The organism is Bacillus sp. ILBB4, from assembly GCF_035064545.1.
GTDB lineage: Bacteria > Bacillota > Bacilli > Bacillales > Bacillaceae_H > Priestia.
In genome coordinates, this window is record NZ_JAIQVD010000005.1 from 102,113 (window position 1) to 122,799 (window position 20,687).

Here is a 20,687-nt window from a genome sequence, read left to right on the forward strand (position 1 = left end):
TTTGAGAACTTTTAGGGCATATTTGAAGAAACCTTGTATCTTTCTTACCGCAAAAAAAAAGATTCATCTAGTAGATGTGATAGGTAGAAATTATTTTAAAATAAAGGAGATAAAGAGTGGAACATTTTTTAGCTTTTTCATTGCAAGACCTTCCTTACGTGGTAATGACGCTTATTGTTGCATTCACGCTGCATGAGTTTGCACATGCGTATGTAGCTTATTTATTTGGAGACCACACGGCTAAAAAGCAAGGAAGGCTAACGCTTTCTCCGCTGGCTCATTTAGATCCATTTGGAACGCTTTTGTTAATCATCGCAGGTTTTGGGTGGGCGAAGCCGGTTCCTGTTAATCGCTATTTCTTTAAAAAGCCACGTTTAGCTGGTATTCTAGTATCGATAGCGGGACCATTTAGCAACTTGGTGTTGGCATTTATCGGCTTGCTTATTTATTATTTGATGAATAACGCCGCAGTGGACAATGATGCGCTTTATCGTTTTGTTACATTATTTATTCAAATAAACCTAACGCTAGGTGTATTTAACTTGTTGCCTTTTCCGCCTTTAGACGGCTACCGCGTGATTGAAGATCTCGTTCCGCCGTCCACGCGAGCCAAAATGACGCAGTATGAGTCTTGGGGCATTTTTGTATTTTTGATTCTTGTGATTACACCTCTGGATCGAATTGTGATCTGGCCGCTTCTAAACGGAGCAGCAATGTTTGTTATGAATATCTTTCAGCAGATATTAGCACCACTGATTTAATGAATAGAGGAGGCTTACTATGACTCAGTCAAAAAAGAAAAGTATAGGATTTAATATCATAAAAGACGATTCAACCGACGGCCACGGCGGTTACGGGGTTGGAGCGTTAAGTTTAGAAAACATTTCACCAGTTTTTGTTTGTCCGAGCGATGAAGAAGTATTTGTGGATATCGGTGCGATGCATGCAAGAAGTGTAGTGGAAAAAGGAATTAAGTTCTTACCGAATAAAGACGAGGTGCCAAACGGCAAGTTATATTGGCTTGTGTGGGTAACAATTGATCGCAAGCAAGAAGGACCTTACTACGCAGGTATGACAGCATGTGAAATGACCGTTGATCGTGAAATACGCCGCGGCTATAAGTCACTTCCTGAACATGTAAACAAAATGGATAAATCCTTAAAACGACGCATTATGGTGGGAGAAATGGATAGCAAGTCTAAGGATTTGCTTCGTGAGTTTTTGAAGTCTCATAATGAAGAAATTTGGACGTTATCTAATGATGACTTAAAAGAAGCGCTTCAAACATCGTAATGCTAAAAAAGCTTAAGGCCTTGGCCTTAAGCTTTTTTTAATCAAACCATTTGGGTAACCAGTGAAACTTTTTATCTTCTTTTTCACGCTCTTTTTTCTTCGTTTTTGCTGCATGATCGATGTGATCAGTACAATATGTTTTTGGCTGTGTTCCAGTTAAATAATAAGCTTTATATTGAACAGGGCATGATTTGGATGCTAACTTTCCATTTTGAGGATTAATGTTTACGCTCATTAATCCGTTTGGTGCTTTAAACTTTTCTTTTTTCTTCCCCTTTAAAGCATCTTCCATAAATAATGCCCACATTTTTTTTGCGTATCCTTTTTCAGCTACATCATCCATTGTCCTTCCTTGATCATATCCAACCCAAACGCCTGAAACGAGCTGAGGAGAGTAGCCAATCATCCAGCTGTCCGTAGAGGTTGTGCCGGATTTTCCCGCGTAAGGACGAGATACATATTTAGAAATAGGCTTTCCTGTGACGGTTGTATAGCCATTTAGCTTTTGATTAAACATGCCTGTCATTAAATGGGTAGTAAGAAAAGCATAGCGCTTATCAATGACTTGTTTCTGTTCGGAAGGAGCTTGATAAACAACTTCTCCGTCATGGGTTTCAATTCGTTTAATAAATGTTGGACGAATTTCTTTTCCGCCATTAGCAAAGATGCCGTACGCATTAACCATATCAATGACTTTGACAGGCGAAGTTCCAAGAGCTAAAGATGGAACTTTCTTTAAAGGTGATGATATTCCAAGTGTTTTAGCAGTTTCAATCAAGCGGTTTTCCCCAATGAACAAATGCGTTTTTACGGCATAAATATTATCTGAAAGTGCGATGGCTTGAGCCATTGTAATAGGAGCATCTGCATAATAATTGTGATAGTTACTAGGCGTGTATGTCGAAACGCCATCTTCCAATTTGAACGTCGTTTCTTCACTTTTCATTGGAGTAGATTCAGTAAAACCATCTTTTAACGCCGCATAGTATAAAAATGGCTTCATCGTTGAGCCAGGCTGTCTTATTGCTTGAGTCGCGCGATTAAACGGGCTCTTTTCATAATCTCTTCCACCAATAAGAGCTTTCACTTGTCCATTTTTAGGATTCATCGCAACAAATGCACTTTGTACGTCTGAAGAGCTGCTGATAACATCCTTCATTTTTTCTTCTGCCGTTCGCTGCATCTTTTCATCCAGCGTTGTATAAACGCGAAGTCCATTTGTGTAAATCATGGTTTCATCAATGCCTAAATCTTGCTTTAATTCTGCTAGCGCTGCATCCATAAAGTAAGAAGCATCTTCTTTATTAGGATCTTTTTCGGCAGGCTTTGCGAATGCTAGAGGTGTTACAAGCGCTTTTGTTGCTTGCTTGGCTGTAATAATTCCATCCTCTTTCATAAGAGATAAAATGATATTTTGTCGTTTTTTTGCATTTTCTTGATGAATAAGAGGAGAGTAGTAGCTAGGGCCTTTTGGAATACCTGCTAACATACTCGCTTCACTTAACGTCAAATTTTTGGCGTGCTTATCAAAATACAGCCTAGCTGCCGCTTCAATTCCATAAGCTCCATGACCGTAGTAAATCGTATTCATGTAGCCTTCTAGAATTTGGTCTTTACTATAATTCATTTCTAACCGAATCGTATACAGAGCTTCTTGAAGCTTTCTAGTCCACGTTTTGTCGTGCTCTAAAAACAAGTTTCGTGCATACTGCTGAGTAATGGTACTCGCACCCTGTACTTTTCCCATAGCTTTTATATCAGCTACAACTGCTCCGGCGATTCGATGCATATCAAAGCCGTGATGCTCATAGAAGCGCTTATCTTCAACGGCTAAAGTCGCATCTTTTACGTAAGGTGAAATTTGATTAAGTGAAACCCAGTAGCGCTTTTGTCCATTGTGAACTTCATCAAGAACTTTACCGTTTGCTGAGTAGAAAACAGCTGTTTGAGAAACGTTTAGCGGAGGGGGGCCAGCGATTTTGGCGTAGAGAAAGATGCTTATGTAGGCAAACAATAATAAAGCCCCCGCTAATATACCAAGGACGAGAAGAATTCGGAAGATGCGTCTTGCCTTTTTTAAATGTTCGGTTAATACCGTTTCCATTTCTATTCACCACCAATATGTGTCACTATGCACCGTACATGTTGTTTTCAACACAACAAAATTCTATTAAAAGAACGATGCAAGTAGATTCTAAAGCTTGTATCTATCATCAGTATGAAATAGAAAAGGTGGTTTTAAACCTCCATTGCTAAAAATTTTACTTGCTTTTTTGCTGAATTCATCTATACTTTTTTCATGTTTGTATAAATTATGTTAGGGTAATCTATGCATAGGTTAATTCTCAAAATAGAAGGGAAGAGTTTGAAATGGAATTATGGTTCACAGAAAAGCAAACAAAGAACTTTGGTATTACAGCTAAAATTAATCGCACTTTACATACAGAGCAAACGGAGTTTCAAAAATTAGACATGGTTGAAACAGAAGAGTTTGGTAACATGCTCCTACTTGACGGTATGGTAATGACAACAGAAAAAGATGAGTTCGTTTATCATGAAATGGTTGCGCACGTACCGTTATTTACGCATCCAAATCCAGAAAACGTACTAGTTGTAGGTGGAGGAGACGGAGGCGTAATCCGTGAAATCTTAAAACACCCAAGCGTAAAAAAAGCGACGTTAGTTGATATCGATGGAAAAGTTATTGAGTACTCAAAAAAATTCTTACCTTCAATTGCGGGCAAACTAGAAGATCCTCGTGTTGATGTACAAGTAGATGACGGATTTATGCACATCGCTAAAAGCGAGAACGAATACGATGTCATTTTAGTGGATTCAACAGAGCCAGTAGGTCCAGCTGTAAATTTATTTACAAAAGGATTCTATGCAGGTATCTCAAAAGCACTTAAAGAAGATGGTATCTTTGTTGCTCAATCGGACAACCCTTGGTTTACGCCAGAACTTATCTCAAATGTTCAGCGTGATGTAAGAGAAATCTTCCCGATTACACGTCTATACGTAGCAAATATTCCAACGTACCCAAGCGGTTTATGGACATTTACAATGGGGTCAAAGAAACATGATCCATTAGAAGTAAGCGAAGATCGTTTCTTCGATATTGATACAAAGTATTACACAAAAGAATTGCACAAAGCCGCATTTGCTTTACCTAAATTTGTGCAAGATCTTATTAAATAAGTTATCACATACAAGTGAGATGCCAGAGGTTTAAGGCTGGCATCTTTTCTATGAATAATGAAGGAGGAACAAAATATGCGTTTTGATGAAGCTTATTCAGGTAATGTATTTATCGGCAGTCACCCTGTTTTTGAAGAAAGTGAAGCGGTTCTTTATGGAATGCCAATGGACTGGACAGTTAGCTATCGTCCAGGTTCACGATTTGGCCCAACTCGTATTCGTGAAGTATCAATTGGATTAGAAGAATACAGCCCGTATTTAGATCGAGAGCTAGAGGAAGTAAAATATTTTGATGCAGGAGATATTCCACTTCCATTTGGGAATCCTCAGCGCAGCTTAAATATGATTGAAGAGTATATCGACCAGCTTTTAGCAGCAGACAAGTTCCCATTAGGCATGGGCGGAGAGCATTTGGTTTCTTGGCCTGTTATGAAAGCTATGTATAAAAAATACCCGGATTTGGCCATTATCCATATGGATGCTCATACAGACCTTCGTGAAGAGTATGAAGGAGAACCACTTTCTCATTCCACTCCGATTCGTAAAGTTGCAGAACTAATCGGACCGGAGAATGTTTATTCATTTGGTATTCGTTCAGGAATGAAAGAAGAATTTCAATGGGCAAAAGAAAACGGCATGCATATTTCAAAATTTGAAGTTCTAGAGCCGTTAAAAGAGATTCTACCAACACTTGCAGGTCGTCCTGTTTATATAACAATTGATATCGATGTATTAGATCCAGCGCACGCTCCTGGTACAGGAACAGTAGATGCAGGCGGTATCACGTCAAAAGAGCTTTTAGCTTCTATTCACGCAATTGCTAAATCAGATCTTCGCATTGTCGGAGGAGATTTAGTAGAAGTAGCTCCAATTTATGATCCGTCTGAACAAACAGCTAATACAGCAAGCAAGCTTATTCGCGAAATGATCTTAGGCTGGGTACAAAAGAAATAAATAAAGTAAAAGGCGGCCGCTGTGGCTGCCTTTTTTATTTGAAATATGTGAATGCGTCACGTCCTGTAAAAAGGTGAATTCTCGGCGTATCTATCATATTTCCTTTGAAGTATTATTGAATTCTTTCTTTAGAATGTTTATACTATTTAAGTTATAACGTATTCATTTTAATAAGGAAGTGTCTTTTGTGAGTAACGCTTCAGAAGTCAAGAAACCCATTGAAGTTAAAATTGTGACGGATATCCGCGATGGTCACCGAAAAGAGACAACATCGGTAAATGCAAAAGGTATGTATTATGAAAAAGGATCGAAAATTTATCTTACATACACAGAGCGCCAAGAGGAAATCGGAGATATTAGAACAATGGTGAAAATTAGCGAAGATGAAGTATCAATTAATCGAACCGGTGCTGTTCAAATGAAGCAATCGTTTCGTAAAAAGGTACAGATCGAAGGAACTTATATAAGCCCTTATGGACGTATGGATTTACTAACATTCGCTCATAACATTGAATATAAACAAATGACTCAAAAGGGTCGATTATTTTTAACGTATGATCTAGAAGTACAGGGTCAGCCTACCGGGAAATATGCGTTAACCATTACATTCAAGGAGGAGAAAAAATGAACATCGTCGAACAAGTGCAGCAAAAATTAAAAGCTGAAATTCAAGATGCTGTGGTCAAAGCAGGACTTGCTGAAAAAGCAGAACTTCCAGAAGTTCTATTAGAAACCCCAAAAGATAAAACACATGGTGATTATTCTACCAATATGGCTATGCAGCTAGCTCGTATTGCCAAAAAAGCACCGCGTGTTATCGCTGAAGAGCTTGTAGCAAACTTCGATAAATCAAAAGCATCTATCGAGAAAATTGACATTGCAGGCCCTGGATTCATCAACTTTTATATGAATAACTCTTATTTAACAGAGCTTATCCCAACGATTGTAAAAGCTGGTGAAGCGTACGGTCAAACAAACGTAGGGAACGGACAAAAAGTACAGGTTGAGTTTGTTTCAGCTAATCCGACAGGGGATTTACATTTAGGACATGCCCGCGGTGCTGCAGTTGGAGACTCATTATGTAATGTTCTTGAAAAAGCAGGTTACGATGTGTCACGTGAATATTATATCAATGATGCTGGTAACCAAATTAATAACCTGGCTTATTCAGTAGAAGCACGCTACATGCAGGCTCTTGGTTTAGAGAAAGAAATGCCTGCAGACGGCTATCATGGTGCTGACATTATAAACATCGGAAAAGAGCTAGCAAAAGAGCACGGAGACAAGTATGCAAATGCTTCTGAAGAAGAGCGTTTTGAATTCTTCCGTCAATACGGGTTAGATTATGAGTTAGCTAAATTAAAGCGTGATCTTGAACAGTTCCGTGTGAAATTTGACGTATGGTATTCTGAAACGTCTCTTTATAAAAATGATAAAATCTCAATTGCACTTGAAACGCTGAAAAAACAAGGCCATGTATATGAAGAAGAAGGTGCTACGTGGTTCCGTTCTACGACATTTGGTGATGATAAAGACCGTGTGTTAATTAAAAATGACGGTTCATTTACGTACTTAACACCAGATATTGCGTATCACCAAGACAAAATTCAACGCGGATTTGATAAGCTAATTAACATTTGGGGAGCCGACCACCATGGATATATTCCTCGTATGAAAGCGGCGATTCAAGCGCTTGGTTATGAAAAAGATACGCTGGAAGTAGAAATTATTCAAATGGTTCAACTGTATCAAAATGGCGAAAAAATGAAGATGAGCAAACGTACAGGTAAAGCAGTAACAATGCGTGATCTAGTAGAAGAGGTAGGCCTTGATGCAACTCGCTACTTCTTTGCGATGAGAAGTGCGGATACACATTTAGACTTTGATTTAGATTTAGCTGTTTCTCAATCTAATGAAAATCCTGTATACTACGCGCAATATGCTCATGCCCGTATTTGCAGTATTCTTCGTCAAGGTGAAGAGATGGGGATTCAATCAACATCTGGCGCTGACCTTTCATTAATTAGTGCAGAAAAAGAAATGGAACTGCTGAAGAAAATCGGAGAGTTCCCTCAGGCCGTAGCGGAAGCAGCAACAAAACGTATTCCGCACCGCATTACGAACTATGTATTTGATCTTGCTTCTACGTTCCATAGCTTCTATAATGCAGAAAAAGTATTAGACAGCGATAATGTAGAAACAAGTAAAGCACGTATTGAACTAGTGAAAGCTGTTCAAGTAACGCTTCAAAACTCCTTAAAACTAATTGGTGTTTCAGCACCTGAAAAAATGTAACAAAAAAAGAGCCTCTTGGCTCTTTTTTTATTTAAAAAACAAGCGTGGCGCCTCCCGTACGCTTTACTCCTCTCATTGATGCTAAATCTTCCACTAATTTTAGCATCGCTTTATCTTTTAACTTTGCTTCAATCATTACGTCAAAATCTTGTCCGATATCTTTAGCTATTTGCAAAAAAGGTGCGATAAAATCAGTTGAGACATAATCAGAGTGACTTCTAAATTCTTTTTCAGATTTAGGAGAAGAGATATGTACTTTTGGTTTTAACCCGATATGTTTCCACGTGTCAAAGATACGAGGGAGCAATAATTCAAGAGGTTCTTCTCCTTCATTTGCTTTGTGGTGGTGATAATCAAAAAGGAGAGGGACTTTCTCTTTTTCGCATACAGCTAATGTTTCTTCAGTTGTATATGTTTTATCATCATTTTCAAGAGTCATGCGCTTTTTAATGCCAGGTGGCAGCGTTTGAATGTTTTCATGAAATCGACCGATCGCTTTTTCTTTATTGCCATAGGCTCCTCCTACATGAATATTAATAAGGGCTTGATCGGCTACTCCCATCGCTTCAAGCATTCTATAGTGATAATCCATATCTTTTACCGCATTGTCTGTAATATGTTTTTTATCGCTTGTAAATAATGTGAACTGATTGGGATGGAAACTCACGCGCAGCTGATGATTCCGAATCAATTCTCCTATCTCTGACCAATCGTCTTGGAACGCATCAATGTAATTCCAATCTACTTCAGGATGAGTCGCTAAAGGGACAAGAGAAGATGATAATCGATACAGCATAATTTCATGAGCAATATTAAAATGTAAAGCGCGCTTAGTATGATTCAAATTTTGTTTTGTGACATGATGAAGCTTATCCAGTCTCTCGTCTTTTTTCATTTTTTTCCATCTAGTAAACGTGAGGGTTTTAGCAGGTGAGCAGTCCCAAAGCGACAGGGCATGTGATACATAGCCAAATCTAATTTTCATGATAAATCTTCCTCTTTTCGTTCATTAAAGTAACGGAGAAATAAAGGTTGCAAATCCTTGCTTTAATTTTTCACTCCATGTTCGGTTTTTGACATCTTCTAAAGACAAAACCGGGCATTCCCCCATACAAGCTTTAAAGCTGTTCTTTACCTCTTCAATATATGTGGCATCATAGATTAAACAGTTGATTTCAGCGTTTAAGAACAAGCTTCTTTTATCAAAATTAGCCGTTCCTACATCGCAGATAACATTGTCTGCAATTAATACTTTTGCGTGGTAAAAACCGTAATAATATTGATAAATCATACAGCCTGCTTGAAGTAATGTAGGAAGATAGGCAAACGCAGCATGATGAACAAGCGGTTGATCTGCACGCATTGGAATTAAAATATGAACTTGTACTCCCCGTGCACGAGCTTGCAATAAAGCATTCATCAAAGGTTCACTTGGAATAAAATAAGGAGTACCTATGTACAATTCCCTATTGGCTTGGTTGATAATCGATAAAAAGCTTTCTTCAAGTGAAAAACCTTCAGTCGACTGTAGCTGAATAGCATAGTCTCCTTCAGAGGTTGGTGGAAAGTATCTTTCCATTTTACGCAGGTCTAAGCCGGTAGCAGCATACCAGTCGCTCAACAGCTGCATTTGAAGATCTTGGATACCTTCACCTTCCATACGCAGGTGGTAATCTTTCCACACCCCAAGCTTGGCGTCGAGTCCTAAATATTCTCTTCCGATATTAAAACCGCCAATGTAGCCCACTTTCCCATCAATAACGGCCATTTTACGGTGATTGCGTGCGTTGAGTGTATAAAACAAATAAGGCCACCGTAGCGTTCGACTGTAAGCAAAATGAACACCTTGTTTTTTTAAGAATGCAATTTTGTTTTTCTTGATTTTATAGCTTCCCACACGGTCTACCAATAACCGGACTTCAATATTTTGCTGTGCTTTTTGGACTAGTAAATCTAAAAAATCTTGGCTAACTTCATCATTTTGTACGATGTAAAACGATAAATGGATAAATGAAGAGGCATTTTCTATTTCGTGAAATAAATCTTTATACAAGACATTCCCGTCTGCGAACAAAAAAAGAGAAGCACGGCGCTTTGGAAATGTATTTTCAGCCTGAGAAAATACTTTCTTTCCAACGCCAAGGTCAATTGCAAGCCAAGCAATAAAAATAATAAAAAGTAAAATTACAACCATGCCGCTCATCATGTCACCTCTTTTCCCGATGTAAATACATTTTATGTTGTTCTTAGTGTCACCTTGTTTAAATAGAATATGAACAAAAGAAAGAAAAGATATTGACTGAATGCTCATTCATTATATACAATGAAAACAGATATATTATCAGAAAATTTAGTCGTCAGGAGGAAAGAAAGGTAACAAATTATTCAAGGAGGGGACGAGATGACAGGGTTGCTGTGGGTGAATTTTCTCTTTTTTATTATTGTAACCGCTTACGCTGTTTCTTTGTTTTTATATTTAATTCGCACACGCATTGAGTATATTCAATTAGGAAAAAAAGTTGAATTTGATCAGCGGTTAAAAGAAAGGCTACAAAAAATTTGGGTGAACGTGTTTGGACAAAAGAAGCTGTTAAAAGATAAAAAAAGTGGAATTATGCACGTCATGTTTTTTTATGGGTTTATTTTAGTTCAGTTCGGCGCGTTAGACTTCATTATAAAAGGTTTGCTTCCAGGTAAACATTTGCCGCTTGGACCTTTATATCCCGGCTTTACATTTTTTCAAGAAATTGTGACGTTTTTGATTTTAGTAGCAGTTGTCTGGGCTTTTCACCGCCGCTACGTAGAAAAGCTTGTGCGTTTAAAAAGAGGGTTTAAATCTGGTTTAGTACTGATTTTTATTGGAGCACTTATGCTGTCAGTGCTGGTTGGAAACGCTATGTCAATCATCTGGCATAATCATGAACCAGCATTGACAGAACCGATTGCGTCATCTATTGTCATCTTGTTTAAGGGAATCAATGATGTTGCCGCTATTTCCATTTTTTATGTTTCATGGTGGATTCACTTAGCCGTGTTATTGACGTTTTTAGTATATGTTCCTCAATCAAAACATGCTCATTTACTGGCTGGACCGGCTAACGTATTTTTTAACCGTGTTTCTAAGCCAGGTAAGCTTGAAAAGATTGATTTTGAAGATGAGACGCAGGAGACGTTTGGAGTTGGAAAGATTGAAGAATTTACACAGCATCAGCTTATTGATTTATATGCCTGTGTAGAATGCGGTCGATGTACGAATATGTGTCCGGCAACGGGTACAGGGAAAATTTTATCTCCAATGGATTTAATTTTAAAGATGCGCGATCACTTAACAGAAAAAGGAGCGGTTGTGACATCTAAGGCACCTTGGGTTCCTACGTATGCATTCTCCAAAACAAAAGGGAATCAGCTGGCGATGATGGCGGCCAGCCAAGGCGGAGAAGAGGCTGCAGCAACAGCAGAATATAATCCAGCTTTAATCGGAGATGTCATTACAGAAGAAGAAATTTGGGCATGTACAACGTGCCGAAACTGTGAAGATCAATGTCCCGTAATGAACGAGCATGTAGATAAGATCATAGATTTACGACGTTTTTTAGTATTAACCGAAGGAAAGATGGACGCGGATGCTCAGCGTGCCATGACGAATATTGAACGTCAAGGAAACCCTTGGGGATTAAACCGAAAAGAGCGTGAAGAATGGCGGCATGTAAGAGAAGATGTTCACATTCCGACTGTTAAAGAAGTAAGTAAAGCCGGTGAAACGTTTGAGTATTTGTTCTGGGTAGGTTCGATGGGATCTTATGATAACCGCAGCCAAAAAATCGCTCTATCGTTTGCAAAGCTTCTCAATGAAGCGGGTGTTTCATTTGCGATTTTAGGAAATAAAGAAAAAAATTCTGGTGATACGCCGCGCAGGTTGGGCAATGAATTTTTATTCCAAGAGTTAGCTTCTAAAAATATCGCTGAATTTGAAAAAAATGAAATCAAAAAAATTGTTACGATTGATCCACATGCTTACAATATCTTCAAAAATGAATATCCAGATTTCGGTTTTGAAGGAGAAGTGTATCATCACACAGAATTATTAGCTATGTTGGTGAAAGAAGGTAAGCTGTCACCAAAACACGAGGTTAATGAAAAAATTACCTTCCATGATTCCTGTTATTTAGGAAGATATAACGAAGTATACAGTCCACCAAGAGAAATTTTGAAAGCGATTCCAGGTGTTCGTTTGATTGAAATGGATCGCAACCGTGAAAATGGTATGTGCTGTGGAGCAGGAGGAGGGTTAATGTGGACGGAAGAAACGACCGGCCAGCGCATTAATGTAGCGCGCACGGAACAAGCCTTGGCCGTTAGCCCAAGCATTATCAGTTCAGGTTGCCCGTACTGCTTAACGATGCTAAGTGACGGAACAAAAGCAAAAGAAGTAGAAGAACAGGTTCATACGTATGACGTAGCAGAACTGCTTGAAAAGTCAATTTATGGTGACGTCCAAGAACAGGTTTCATAAAGGAGAAGTAGAGATGGTCTTCATCTCTACTTTTTACAGAAAGGAAATTGAGCAAGCGTTCAATCGAGAAGGACAAAGATTAGGAAAAAGAGGAGGAAACAATAGTGGGGAAAACAGTTATTGTGAGTGCAGTTCGAACACCTTTTGGAAAATTAGGTGGCAGCGTAAGTGGACTAAAAGCGGCAGAACTAGGCGGGAAAGCGATTCAAGCAGCATCAAAGGGACGTGCAGAAATTGATTCCGTTATTATGGGGTGCGTGCTGCAAGGGGGCCAAGGACAACTGCCTTCTAGGCAAGCCATGCATTATGCAGGTTTACCGTGGCAAGTAGAGACGGAAACCATTAATAAAGTTTGTGCATCGGGCATGCGCAGCATTACAACTGCTGATCAGCTGATTCGATTAGGAGAAGCAAAAACAATCATTGCAGGTGGAATGGAATCGATGAGTAACGCACCGTATCTTCTTCCAAAAGCAAGATGGGGATTCCGTATGGGAGATAGTGTTGTGACGGATTTGATGGTTCATGACGGATTGACATGCAGCTTTACAGGAGTTCAAATGGGTACGTATGGAAATGAAATAGCTTCTGAAATGAATATTTCCCGAGAAAAGCAGGATGAATGGGCCCTTCGCAGTCATCAATTAGCGGTGGAGTCAGAAGAGAAAGGGATATGGACTGCAGAAAGAATTTCAGTTGATATTCCGTCTAAAAAAGGAACGATAACGGTTCAAAAAGATGAAGGACCAAGAAAAGATACGTCGTTAGAAAAACTCTCGTCTCTTCGGCCTGTATTTAGTCACAGCGGAACTATTACAGCAGGAAATGCACCTAGCGTGAATGACGGAGCAGCTGCGCTCATGCTAATGGATGAAGATGTAGCAAAAGCAAATGGCTATGAGCCGTTGGCTACGATTGTAAACCATACTTCTCTTGCGATGGAGCCAAGGGAATTTCCGAAAACGCCTGGGTTTGCTATTAACAAGCTACTGCAAAAAACAAATAAAACAGCAGACGATATTGCGCTGTTTGAAATCAATGAAGCTTTTTCAGCAGTAGCGTTGATGAGTATGGAGATTGCGGGACTTCCGGCTGAAAAAGTAAATGTGAACGGGGGGGCAGTAGCACTTGGACATCCAATTGGAGCAAGCGGTGCCCGTATTGTTGTAACGCTCATTCATGAATTAAGACGACGAGGCGGCGGCCTGGGCATTGCTTCTATTTGCAGCGGCGGCGGCCAAGGTGATGCCATCATGGTAGAAGTGTAAAAGGGGGATACCAACTTGAATATTGAAACAGTTATGGTTATTGGAGCAGGTCAGATGGGAGCAGGAATTGCACAAGTATTTGCTGCGAGCGGATATCAAGTTTCTTTGTATGACGTTGATCAAAAAAATACACAAAAAGGAATAGAAGGTATTGATAAACGTCTGAAAAAGCAGGTGGGAAAAGGTTCTCTCTCAGCTAAGGAATATGAAGAAATTATGGAGCGCCTTCACCTGGTAAATGAAATAACAGCAGCACAAAAAGCAGATTTAATTGTCGAAGCGGTTGTGGAAAAGATGGAAGTCAAACAAGCCATTTTTGCGGAGTTGGATTCGTTAGCCCCGAGTCATACTGTTTTAGCAACCAACACGTCTTCGCTTCCTATTACTGAAATTGCAGCTGTGACCACTCGACCTGAAAAAGTAATTGGCATGCACTTTATGAATCCTGTTCCGGTGATGAAACTCGTTGAAATTATTAGAGGGCTGGCTACTACCGATGAAGTGTATCAAGCAGTCTATGAAACAACGAAAAAATTAAATAAAACCCCGGTGGAAGTTCATGATTTTCCAGGGTTTGTTTCAAATCGAATTTTAATGCCAATGATTAACGAAGCTGTGTTTACGCTCTATGAAGGTGTAGCAAACGAGGAGGATATTGATCAAGTGATGAAACTAGGAATGAACCATCCAATGGGACCTTTGACATTAGCAGATTTCATCGGCCTCGATACATGTTTATTTATTATGGAAACGCTTCATAAAGGGTTTGGTGATGACAAATATCGTCCTTGTCCATTGCTTAGGAAATATGTAAAGGCAGGGTGGCTTGGTCGAAAAACAGGAAAAGGATTTTTTACGTACGAAACATAAAGGAGTGGCGAAATGATCTTTTTTACGTCTGAACAACACATGATTAAAAAGATGGTAGCTGATTTTAGTGAAAAAGAAGTCGCTGCGGCTGTGCCAAACATGGAAAAGGGTGAATTTCCTCGAGGTTTATTAAAGCAGATGGCTGATCTTGGCCTGATGGGCATTCCCGTTCCTCAAGCATACGGAGGGGGCGGACTGGACTTTGTGTCGTACATGATTGCCATCCACGAAATATCAAAAGTAAGTCCAGCCCTCGGCGTCATTTTGTCTGTTCATACTTCTGTAGGTACGAATCCTATTGTCGTATTTGGGACGGAAGATCAAAAACAAAAATATGTAAAAAAACTGGCGACAGGTGAATATTTAGGTGCTTTTTGTTTAACAGAACCTAGTGCAGGGTCTGATGCTGCAAGCTTAAAAACAAAGGCAGAACGAAAAGGAGACCACTATCTTTTAAATGGCTCAAAGCTTTTCATTACAAACGGCGGAGAAGCGGATACGTATATTGTATTTGCTAAAACGAACCCCGAACGCGGGTCGAGAGGGATGAGCGCTTTTATCGTTGAAAAGACGATGGAGGGATTTTCAGTAGGAAAAGATGAACATAAGATGGGTCTTCACGGTTCTCGAACGGTTCAACTGCACTTTGAAAATATGCAGGTACCTGTAGAAAATCGTCTCGGAGAAGAAGGTGAAGGCTTTCGAATTGCGATGGCTAATTTAAATGCCGGAAGAATTGGTATTGCTGCTCAGGCGGTAGGAATTGCTGAAGGTGCGTTAACGGCAGCTAAAAACTATGCAAATGAACGATATCAATTCGGAAAACTGATTTTATCTCAGCAGGGTATTGCCTTTAAGCTGGCTGATATGGAAACGGCTGTTGAATCAGCGAAGCTTTTAATGTATAGAGCCGCTTTTTTATATGATCAAAAACTTCCTTGTAAAAAAGAAGCCTCAATGGCGAAATTATTTGCTTCCCAAACAGCGATGAATGTAGCAATCGATGCGATTCAAGTTTTGGGAGGTTATGGTTATATGAAAGATTATCCAGTAGAGAGGTATTTTCGCGATGCCAAAGTATGCGAAATCTACGAAGGTACAAGCGAAATTCAGCGCATCGTCATTAGCAGTCAATTATAGGGGGAATAATCATGTTTTTTAAACTTTCAGAAGAACACGAAATGATTCGAAAAATGGTGCGGGACTTTGCCAAAAACGAAGTGGCTCCGACAGCTGCACAACGAGATGAAGAAGAACGTTTTGACAGAGGAATCTTTACGCAAATGGCTGATCTAGGATTAACAGGTATTCCATGGCCGGAGCAATACGGAGGAATTGGCAGTGACTATCTAGCTTATTGCATTGCCGTTGAAGAACTGTCTAGAGTATGTGCATCGACAGGCGTTACTTTGTCGGCTCATACTTCTCTAGCCGGCTGGCCAATCTATACATTCGGAACAGAAGAACAAAAACAAAAATACCTGAAACCTATGGCAACGGGTGAGAAAATAGGTGCTTATGGATTAACCGAACCGAGTGCTGGATCAGACGCAGGAGGAATGAGAACGCTCGCTGTAAAGGACGGAGAAGATTATATTTTAAATGGCTCTAAAATCTTTATTACAAACGGCGGCGAAGCGGATATTTACGTTGTATTTGCTCGCATCGACCCCAATGAAAAACGCACGAGCGCTTTTATTATTGAAAAAGATATGCCGGGATTTTCAGTTGGTAAAAAAGAAAAGAAACTGGGCATTCGCTCTTCACCTACCACAGAAATTATTTTCGAGGACTGCCGTGTTCCAAAAGAAAATTTGCTAGGAAATGAAGGAGAAGGATTTAAAGTTGCGATGATGACACTAGATGGCGGCCGAAATGGCATTGCAGCGCAGGCTGTAGGAATTGCTCAAGGGGCGTTAGATGCGGCCGTAGCTTATGCCAAGGAACGTCAGCAATTTGGTAAGCCAATTATTTCTCAGCAAGGAATTGCTTTTAAGCTAGCCGACATGGCCACGAGTATAGAAGCTGCAAGACTGTTAACCTATCAAGCTGCTTGGCTGGAGTCCCAAGGGCTGCCATATGGCAAAGAATCAGCCATGTCAAAATTATATGCTGGGGATACAGCAATGAAAGTAACGACAGAAGCTGTTCAAGTATTTGGAGGGTACGGTTATACAAAAGATTATCCAGTAGAACGTTTTATGAGAGATGCAAAAATTACGCAAATTTATGAAGGGACACAAGAGATTCAGCGTCTTGTCATTTCTAGGTATCTTGCTAAATAAAACACTTGTTGTAGGAGAGGTGAAAAAATGAAAAAGAGAGAAGTTCTCACATCCATTAAAGATGAAAAGCTGATTGTAGAGCGTCGTAATCAAATGATTAAAGGGGCCGTCACGCTATTTAAGGAAAAAGGTTTTCACCGAACAACAACAAGGGAAATTGCCAAAGCCGCTGGGTTCAGCATTGGTACGCTTTACGAATATATTCAATCTAAAGAAGATGTTTTATATCTTGTATGTGACAATATTTACGATGAAGTGAGAGTGCGATTAGAAGAGATGGTAGTGGATCGTTATACAATCGCTGAGCTTCAACAAGCGATTCAGCACTATTTTAAAGTTGTGGATGAGCTTCAAGATGAAGTATTAGTCATGTACCAAGAAGCGAAATCGTTGTCTAAAGATGCGCTTCCATATGTATTAAAAAAAGAGCTAGATATGGTTGAAATGTTTAAGGTTATTATCGAAGGCTGCGTAGAAAACAATCAATTTGCACTTACGGATAAAGAAATTTCGCTGTTTGCTCATCATTTATTTGTTCAAGGTCAGATGTGGGCATTTCGCAGATGGTGGCTGCAAAAGCATTATTCATTAGAAGAATATACAAATATGCAGTTAGATTTTTTACTTAAAAATTTTTCATTTCAACAACTGTGTGAGGGGGAGACAGTTTGAATACAAGCAAAAGACCGCTTCGTTTTTTAACCGCTTCTAGCCTGTTTGACGGCCACGACGCGTCCATTAATATTATGAGACGAATTCTTCAAGCCAAGGGGGTAGAAGTCATTCACCTGGGGCATAACCGATCTGTTGAAGAAATTGTTAACGCTTCCATACAAGAGGATGTTCAGGGAATTGCCATTTCTTCTTATCAAGGCGGCCACGTAGAATATTTTAAGTATATGTACGATTTACTCCAAGAACAACAGGCTTCTCATATTAAAATTTATGGCGGAGGAGGAGGGGTAATTATTCCGAGTGAGATTCAAGAGCTTCATGATTACGGCATTTCTAAAATCTTTTCTCCGGAAGATGGACGAAAAATGGGTTTAGAAGGCATGATTCAATTTATGATCGATGATTGTTATTACACCAATCCCCCTGCACTGCCGAAGGATCGAACCTTAACGCCGGCTAATGACCGTTTAATTGCCCAGCTTATTACATGCGCTGAAAATGAGGCCTATGAATACACAAAAGAGCATGCAGCCGCTCTTGAAGAAATCCGAGAAAGTGTAATCGAAAGCGAGACGGATCAAAAAATACCGGTTATTGGAATCACAGGAACAGGAGGAGCGGGGAAAAGTTCGCTTACGGATGAATTAGTAAGGAGGTTTATTGAACATATTCCAGATATTCATGTAGCTGTCTTATCCGTTGATCCAACTAAACAAAAAACCGGAGGAGCGCTTCTTGGGGATCGAATTCGCATGAACATCGCAGCGTCTCCTCGTGTGTATATGAGAAGTTTGGCCACACGTTCATCTGGACATGAGCTATCGGCGGCCATTCGAGATGGAATTGCCGTCGTGAAAAAAGCGGGTTTCGACATTATCATTGTCGAAACAAGCGGCATCGGGCAAGCTGATGCTCAAGTTAAAGATATTGCAAACGTCTCTCTTTATGTAATGACAAGCGAATTTGGCGCGCCGTCGCAGTTAGAAAAGATTGAAATGATTGATTACGCAGACTTTATTGTAATCAATAAATTTGAAAAAAAAGGTTCCGAAGACGCAAAAAAACAAGTGCAGCGTCAATATCAGCGCAATCATCAGCTTTTTGAAAATAATCTCTCTACTATGCCAATTTACGGAACAATTGCGAGTCAGTTCAACGACGGGGGAACAAATATTTTATTTGAAGATCTTGTAAATCATCTGCATCAAACATGCCGTACGTATTGGCACGTAGAAAAATCATCAGAGCGCGTAAGTGAAAAGAAATATACCATCATTCCTAATGATCAACAGCAATATTTACAGGAGATTGTAAATAGCGTTCGCTCTTATCACCGCAATACGGATGTTCAAGTGCAAACAGCGCGTAAATTTTATCAGCTAGAGGGTGCTCTGGAGGAAGTGGAAACAGAAACGGCCAAGCAAGAGCTCACTCAGCTAAAGGAGAAATATCAAAAACAGCTAACGGCTGAATCGATTGAAAAGCTGGAAAACTGGCCTAAATTAAAAAGTCAGTATGGGCAAGAAGAACTTATTACAAAGATAAGAAATAAAGAAATTAAAACCTCTCTGCAAGTTGATACCCTATCAGGACTGCGTATTCCGCGCGTGGCCCTTCCAAAAGTTGAAGAATACGGGGAAGTTCTTCGTTTTCTTTATAAAGAAAATGTGCCGGGTGCGTTTCCTTATACAGCAGGTGTTTTTCCGTTTAAACGAAAAGGAGAAGATCCTAAGCGCCAATTCGCAGGCGAAGGAACACCAGAACGAACAAATCGCCGCTTTCACTATTTGTCAAAAGATGATGAGGCTAAGCGTTTAAGTACAGCGTTTGATTCTGTAACGCTTTATGGGGAAAATCCGGATCCAAGGCCGGATATCTTCGGGAAAATTGGCGAAAGCGGCGTAAATGTCTGTACGCTTGATGATATGAAACTCTTGTATAAGGGATTTGATCTTTGCCATCCGTCGACTTCCGTTTCGATGACGATCAATGGGCCGGCTCCAATATTACTAGCTATGTTTATGAATACAGCGATCAGTCAGCAGGTGGAAAAGAAGGAAGAGGAGCTGAAGCGTCCTTTAACAGAAGAGGAATACGAGGACGTAAAATCGGGTACGTTGAAACAAGTGAGAGGAACCGTTCAAGCAGATATTTTAAAAGAAGACCAAGGGCAAAATACGTGTATTTTTTCCACAGAATTTGCATTAAAAATGATGGGAGATATTCAGCAGTACTTTATTGACGAGAAAGTGCGCAACTATTATTCTGTTTCTATTTCAGGCTATCATATTGCTGAAGCAGGAGCCAATCCAATTTCTCAGCTCGCGTTTACATTAGCCAACGGTTTTACGTACGTGGAATATTACTTGAGCCGAGGCATGCACATTGATGATTTTGCTCCTAATTTATCTTTTTTCTTTAGTAATGGACTTGACCCTGAATACACGGTTATCGGACGTGTAGCGAGAAGAATCTGGGCAATTGTGATGCGTGATAAATACGGCGCGAATGAACGCAGTCAAAAGCTTAAGTATCATATTCAAACATCCGGCCGATCGCTTCATGCACAGGAAATTAATTTTAATGATATACGTACGACGCTGCAAGCCTTAATGGCTCTTCATGACAACTGCAACTCTCTTCATACCAATGCGTATGATGAAGCAATTACAACACCGACAGAGGAATCTGTACGAAGAGCGATGGCCATTCAATTAATCATTACAAAAGAGCATGGATTAACTAAAAACGAAAATCCACTACAGGGCTCTTTTATTATTGATGAACTAACAGACTTGGTAGAAGAAGCGGTCTTGGCTGAGTTCCAACGCTTAAATGATCGAGGCGGCGTTTTAGGTGCGATGGAAATGCAGTATCAGCGAGGTAAGATTCAAGATGAATCGATGGAATATGAGATGCAAAAACATACGGGAGCTTTACCTATTATAGGAGTAAATACGTATATTAATCCAAATGAAGAGGAAAATTCCTCAGTTGATGACATGCAGTTAGCCCGGGCATCAAAAGAAGAAAAAAATCATCAAATTAATCAGCTTCAGAAGTTTCAACAGCAGCATGAAGAAAAAAGAGAAGATGCGCTGAAAAGGTTAAAGAAAGCTGCAACAGAAGGAGAGAACATTTTTAAAGAGTTAATGGAGACCGTTAAAGTAGCCAGCTTAGGAGAAATTACGCGAGCTTTATATGAATGCGGTGGGCAATATCGCCGAAATATGTAATAATGTATCGTTAGTATATAGTGATATATTAAAAGCCGAGATGACCGTTTGTTGGTCATCTCGGCTTTTATAGCCCTAACCCTAGCGGAGTCAGAATAAC

The 20,687-nt window shown here is 39.7% G+C and carries 16 protein-coding genes; 13 read left to right on the forward strand and 3 right to left on the reverse strand.

What is annotated here, in order from left to right:
• The first annotated feature begins 116 nt into the window (after positions 1–116).
• Positions 117–761 carry a site-2 protease family protein gene (locus LAV82_RS21410; RefSeq protein WP_013059846.1) on the forward strand — a complete coding sequence of 215 codons (645 nt, stop codon included), beginning with the start codon at positions 117–119 and terminating at the stop codon, positions 759–761.
• Between the two features lie 19 nt (positions 762–780).
• Positions 781–1,293 (forward strand): YwhD family protein, encoded by a 513-nt coding sequence (locus LAV82_RS21415; protein WP_499716862.1) that lies wholly within the window; start codon positions 781–783, stop codon positions 1,291–1,293.
• A 37-nt stretch (positions 1,294–1,330) separates the two neighbouring features.
• On the opposite strand, the gene LAV82_RS21420 is transcribed toward LAV82_RS21415, so the two are convergent.
• Positions 1,331–3,397, reverse strand: a complete 2,067-nt coding sequence (locus LAV82_RS21420) for a transglycosylase domain-containing protein (protein WP_013059844.1) — start codon at positions 3,395–3,397, stop codon at positions 1,331–1,333.
• Positions 3,398–3,663: 266 nt separating this feature from the next.
• On the opposite strand from LAV82_RS21420, the gene speE reads away from it, so the two are divergent.
• From speE to argS, 4 genes are all read left to right on the forward strand, one after another.
• Positions 3,664–4,491, forward strand: a complete 828-nt coding sequence (speE, locus tag LAV82_RS21425; protein ID WP_013059843.1) for a spermidine synthase — start codon at positions 3,664–3,666, stop codon at positions 4,489–4,491.
• A 75-nt stretch (positions 4,492–4,566) separates the two neighbouring features.
• Positions 4,567–5,445: an agmatinase gene (gene speB / locus LAV82_RS21430; protein WP_057240019.1), complete on the forward strand. Its 879-nt coding sequence runs from the start codon at positions 4,567–4,569 to the stop codon at positions 5,443–5,445.
• 187 nt (positions 5,446–5,632) lie between these two features.
• Complete coding sequence (locus tag LAV82_RS21435) at positions 5,633–6,073, forward strand: YwiB family protein (protein WP_014457736.1); 441 nt, start codon at positions 5,633–5,635, stop codon at positions 6,071–6,073.
• A complete protein-coding gene (gene argS, locus LAV82_RS21440; RefSeq protein ID WP_025601750.1) occupies positions 6,070–7,740 on the forward strand; it encodes an arginine--tRNA ligase in 1,671 nt (556 codons plus the stop codon). Before LAV82_RS21435 ends, argS begins: the two co-directional genes overlap by 4 nt.
• A gap of 31 nt (positions 7,741–7,771) precedes the next feature.
• Here the strand turns inward: argS and uvsE are convergent, their stop codons facing one another.
• Together uvsE and cls are read right to left on the reverse strand one after the other, a co-directional pair.
• Positions 7,772–8,725, reverse strand: a complete 954-nt coding sequence (gene uvsE / locus LAV82_RS21445) for a UV DNA damage repair endonuclease UvsE (RefSeq protein WP_211078627.1) — start codon at positions 8,723–8,725, stop codon at positions 7,772–7,774.
• Positions 8,726–8,749: 24 nt separating this feature from the next.
• Positions 8,750–9,943, reverse strand: a complete 1,194-nt coding sequence (cls, locus tag LAV82_RS21450) for a cardiolipin synthase (protein ID WP_499716863.1) — start codon at positions 9,941–9,943, stop codon at positions 8,750–8,752.
• Positions 9,944–10,141: 198 nt separating this feature from the next.
• Between cls and LAV82_RS21455 the strand changes: the two genes are divergently transcribed.
• The 7 genes from LAV82_RS21455 to icmF all read left to right on the forward strand — a co-directional run bounded on the left by LAV82_RS21455 (position 10,142) and on the right by icmF (position 20,587).
• Complete coding sequence (locus LAV82_RS21455; protein ID WP_499716864.1) at positions 10,142–12,253, forward strand: (Fe-S)-binding protein; 2,112 nt, start codon at positions 10,142–10,144, stop codon at positions 12,251–12,253.
• 104 nt (positions 12,254–12,357) lie between these two features.
• The gene (locus LAV82_RS21460; RefSeq protein ID WP_499716865.1) at positions 12,358–13,521 is read left to right on the forward strand and encodes an acetyl-CoA C-acetyltransferase; all 1,164 of its coding nucleotides are present in this window, start codon (positions 12,358–12,360) and stop codon (positions 13,519–13,521) included.
• Between the two features lie 15 nt (positions 13,522–13,536).
• Positions 13,537–14,391, forward strand: a complete 855-nt coding sequence (locus LAV82_RS21465) for a 3-hydroxybutyryl-CoA dehydrogenase (protein ID WP_499716866.1) — start codon at positions 13,537–13,539, stop codon at positions 14,389–14,391.
• Between the two features lie 12 nt (positions 14,392–14,403).
• A complete protein-coding gene (locus tag LAV82_RS21470) occupies positions 14,404–15,531 on the forward strand; it encodes an acyl-CoA dehydrogenase (RefSeq protein ID WP_013059834.1) in 1,128 nt (375 codons plus the stop codon).
• A gap of 11 nt (positions 15,532–15,542) precedes the next feature.
• Positions 15,543–16,676 (forward strand): acyl-CoA dehydrogenase, encoded by a 1,134-nt coding sequence (locus LAV82_RS21475; RefSeq protein ID WP_013059833.1) that lies wholly within the window; start codon positions 15,543–15,545, stop codon positions 16,674–16,676.
• A 27-nt stretch (positions 16,677–16,703) separates the two neighbouring features.
• Entirely contained in the window at positions 16,704–17,348 is a 645-nt protein-coding gene (locus LAV82_RS21480; RefSeq protein ID WP_013059832.1) for a TetR/AcrR family transcriptional regulator, read from the forward strand.
• Positions 17,345–20,587, forward strand: a complete 3,243-nt coding sequence (gene icmF, locus LAV82_RS21485) for a fused isobutyryl-CoA mutase/GTPase IcmF (protein ID WP_211078623.1) — start codon at positions 17,345–17,347, stop codon at positions 20,585–20,587. The genes LAV82_RS21480 and icmF overlap by 4 nt, the downstream gene beginning before the upstream one ends.
• Positions 20,588–20,687 lie beyond the last annotated feature (100 nt).

Coding starts and splice junctions, on each gene's coding strand:
- speB (WP_057240019.1), top strand. CDS start 4,567: ATGCGTTTTGATGAAGCTTATTCAGGTAATGTATTTATCGGCAGTCAC.
- cls (WP_499716863.1), bottom strand. CDS start 9,943: ATGAGCGGCATGGTTGTAATTTTACTTTTTATTATTTTTATTGCTTGG.
- LAV82_RS21455 (WP_499716864.1), top strand. CDS start 10,142: ATGACAGGGTTGCTGTGGGTGAATTTTCTCTTTTTTATTATTGTAACC.
- LAV82_RS21480 (WP_013059832.1), top strand. CDS start 16,704: ATGAAAAAGAGAGAAGTTCTCACATCCATTAAAGATGAAAAGCTGATT.
- speE (WP_013059843.1), top strand. CDS start 3,664: ATGGAATTATGGTTCACAGAAAAGCAAACAAAGAACTTTGGTATTACA.
- LAV82_RS21475 (WP_013059833.1), top strand. CDS start 15,543: ATGTTTTTTAAACTTTCAGAAGAACACGAAATGATTCGAAAAATGGTG.
- LAV82_RS21420 (WP_013059844.1), bottom strand. CDS start 3,397: ATGGAAACGGTATTAACCGAACATTTAAAAAAGGCAAGACGCATCTTC.
- argS (WP_025601750.1), top strand. CDS start 6,070: ATGAACATCGTCGAACAAGTGCAGCAAAAATTAAAAGCTGAAATTCAA.
- LAV82_RS21470 (WP_013059834.1), top strand. CDS start 14,404: ATGATCTTTTTTACGTCTGAACAACACATGATTAAAAAGATGGTAGCT.
- uvsE (WP_211078627.1), bottom strand. CDS start 8,725: ATGAAAATTAGATTTGGCTATGTATCACATGCCCTGTCGCTTTGGGAC.
- LAV82_RS21415 (WP_499716862.1), top strand. CDS start 781: ATGACTCAGTCAAAAAAGAAAAGTATAGGATTTAATATCATAAAAGAC.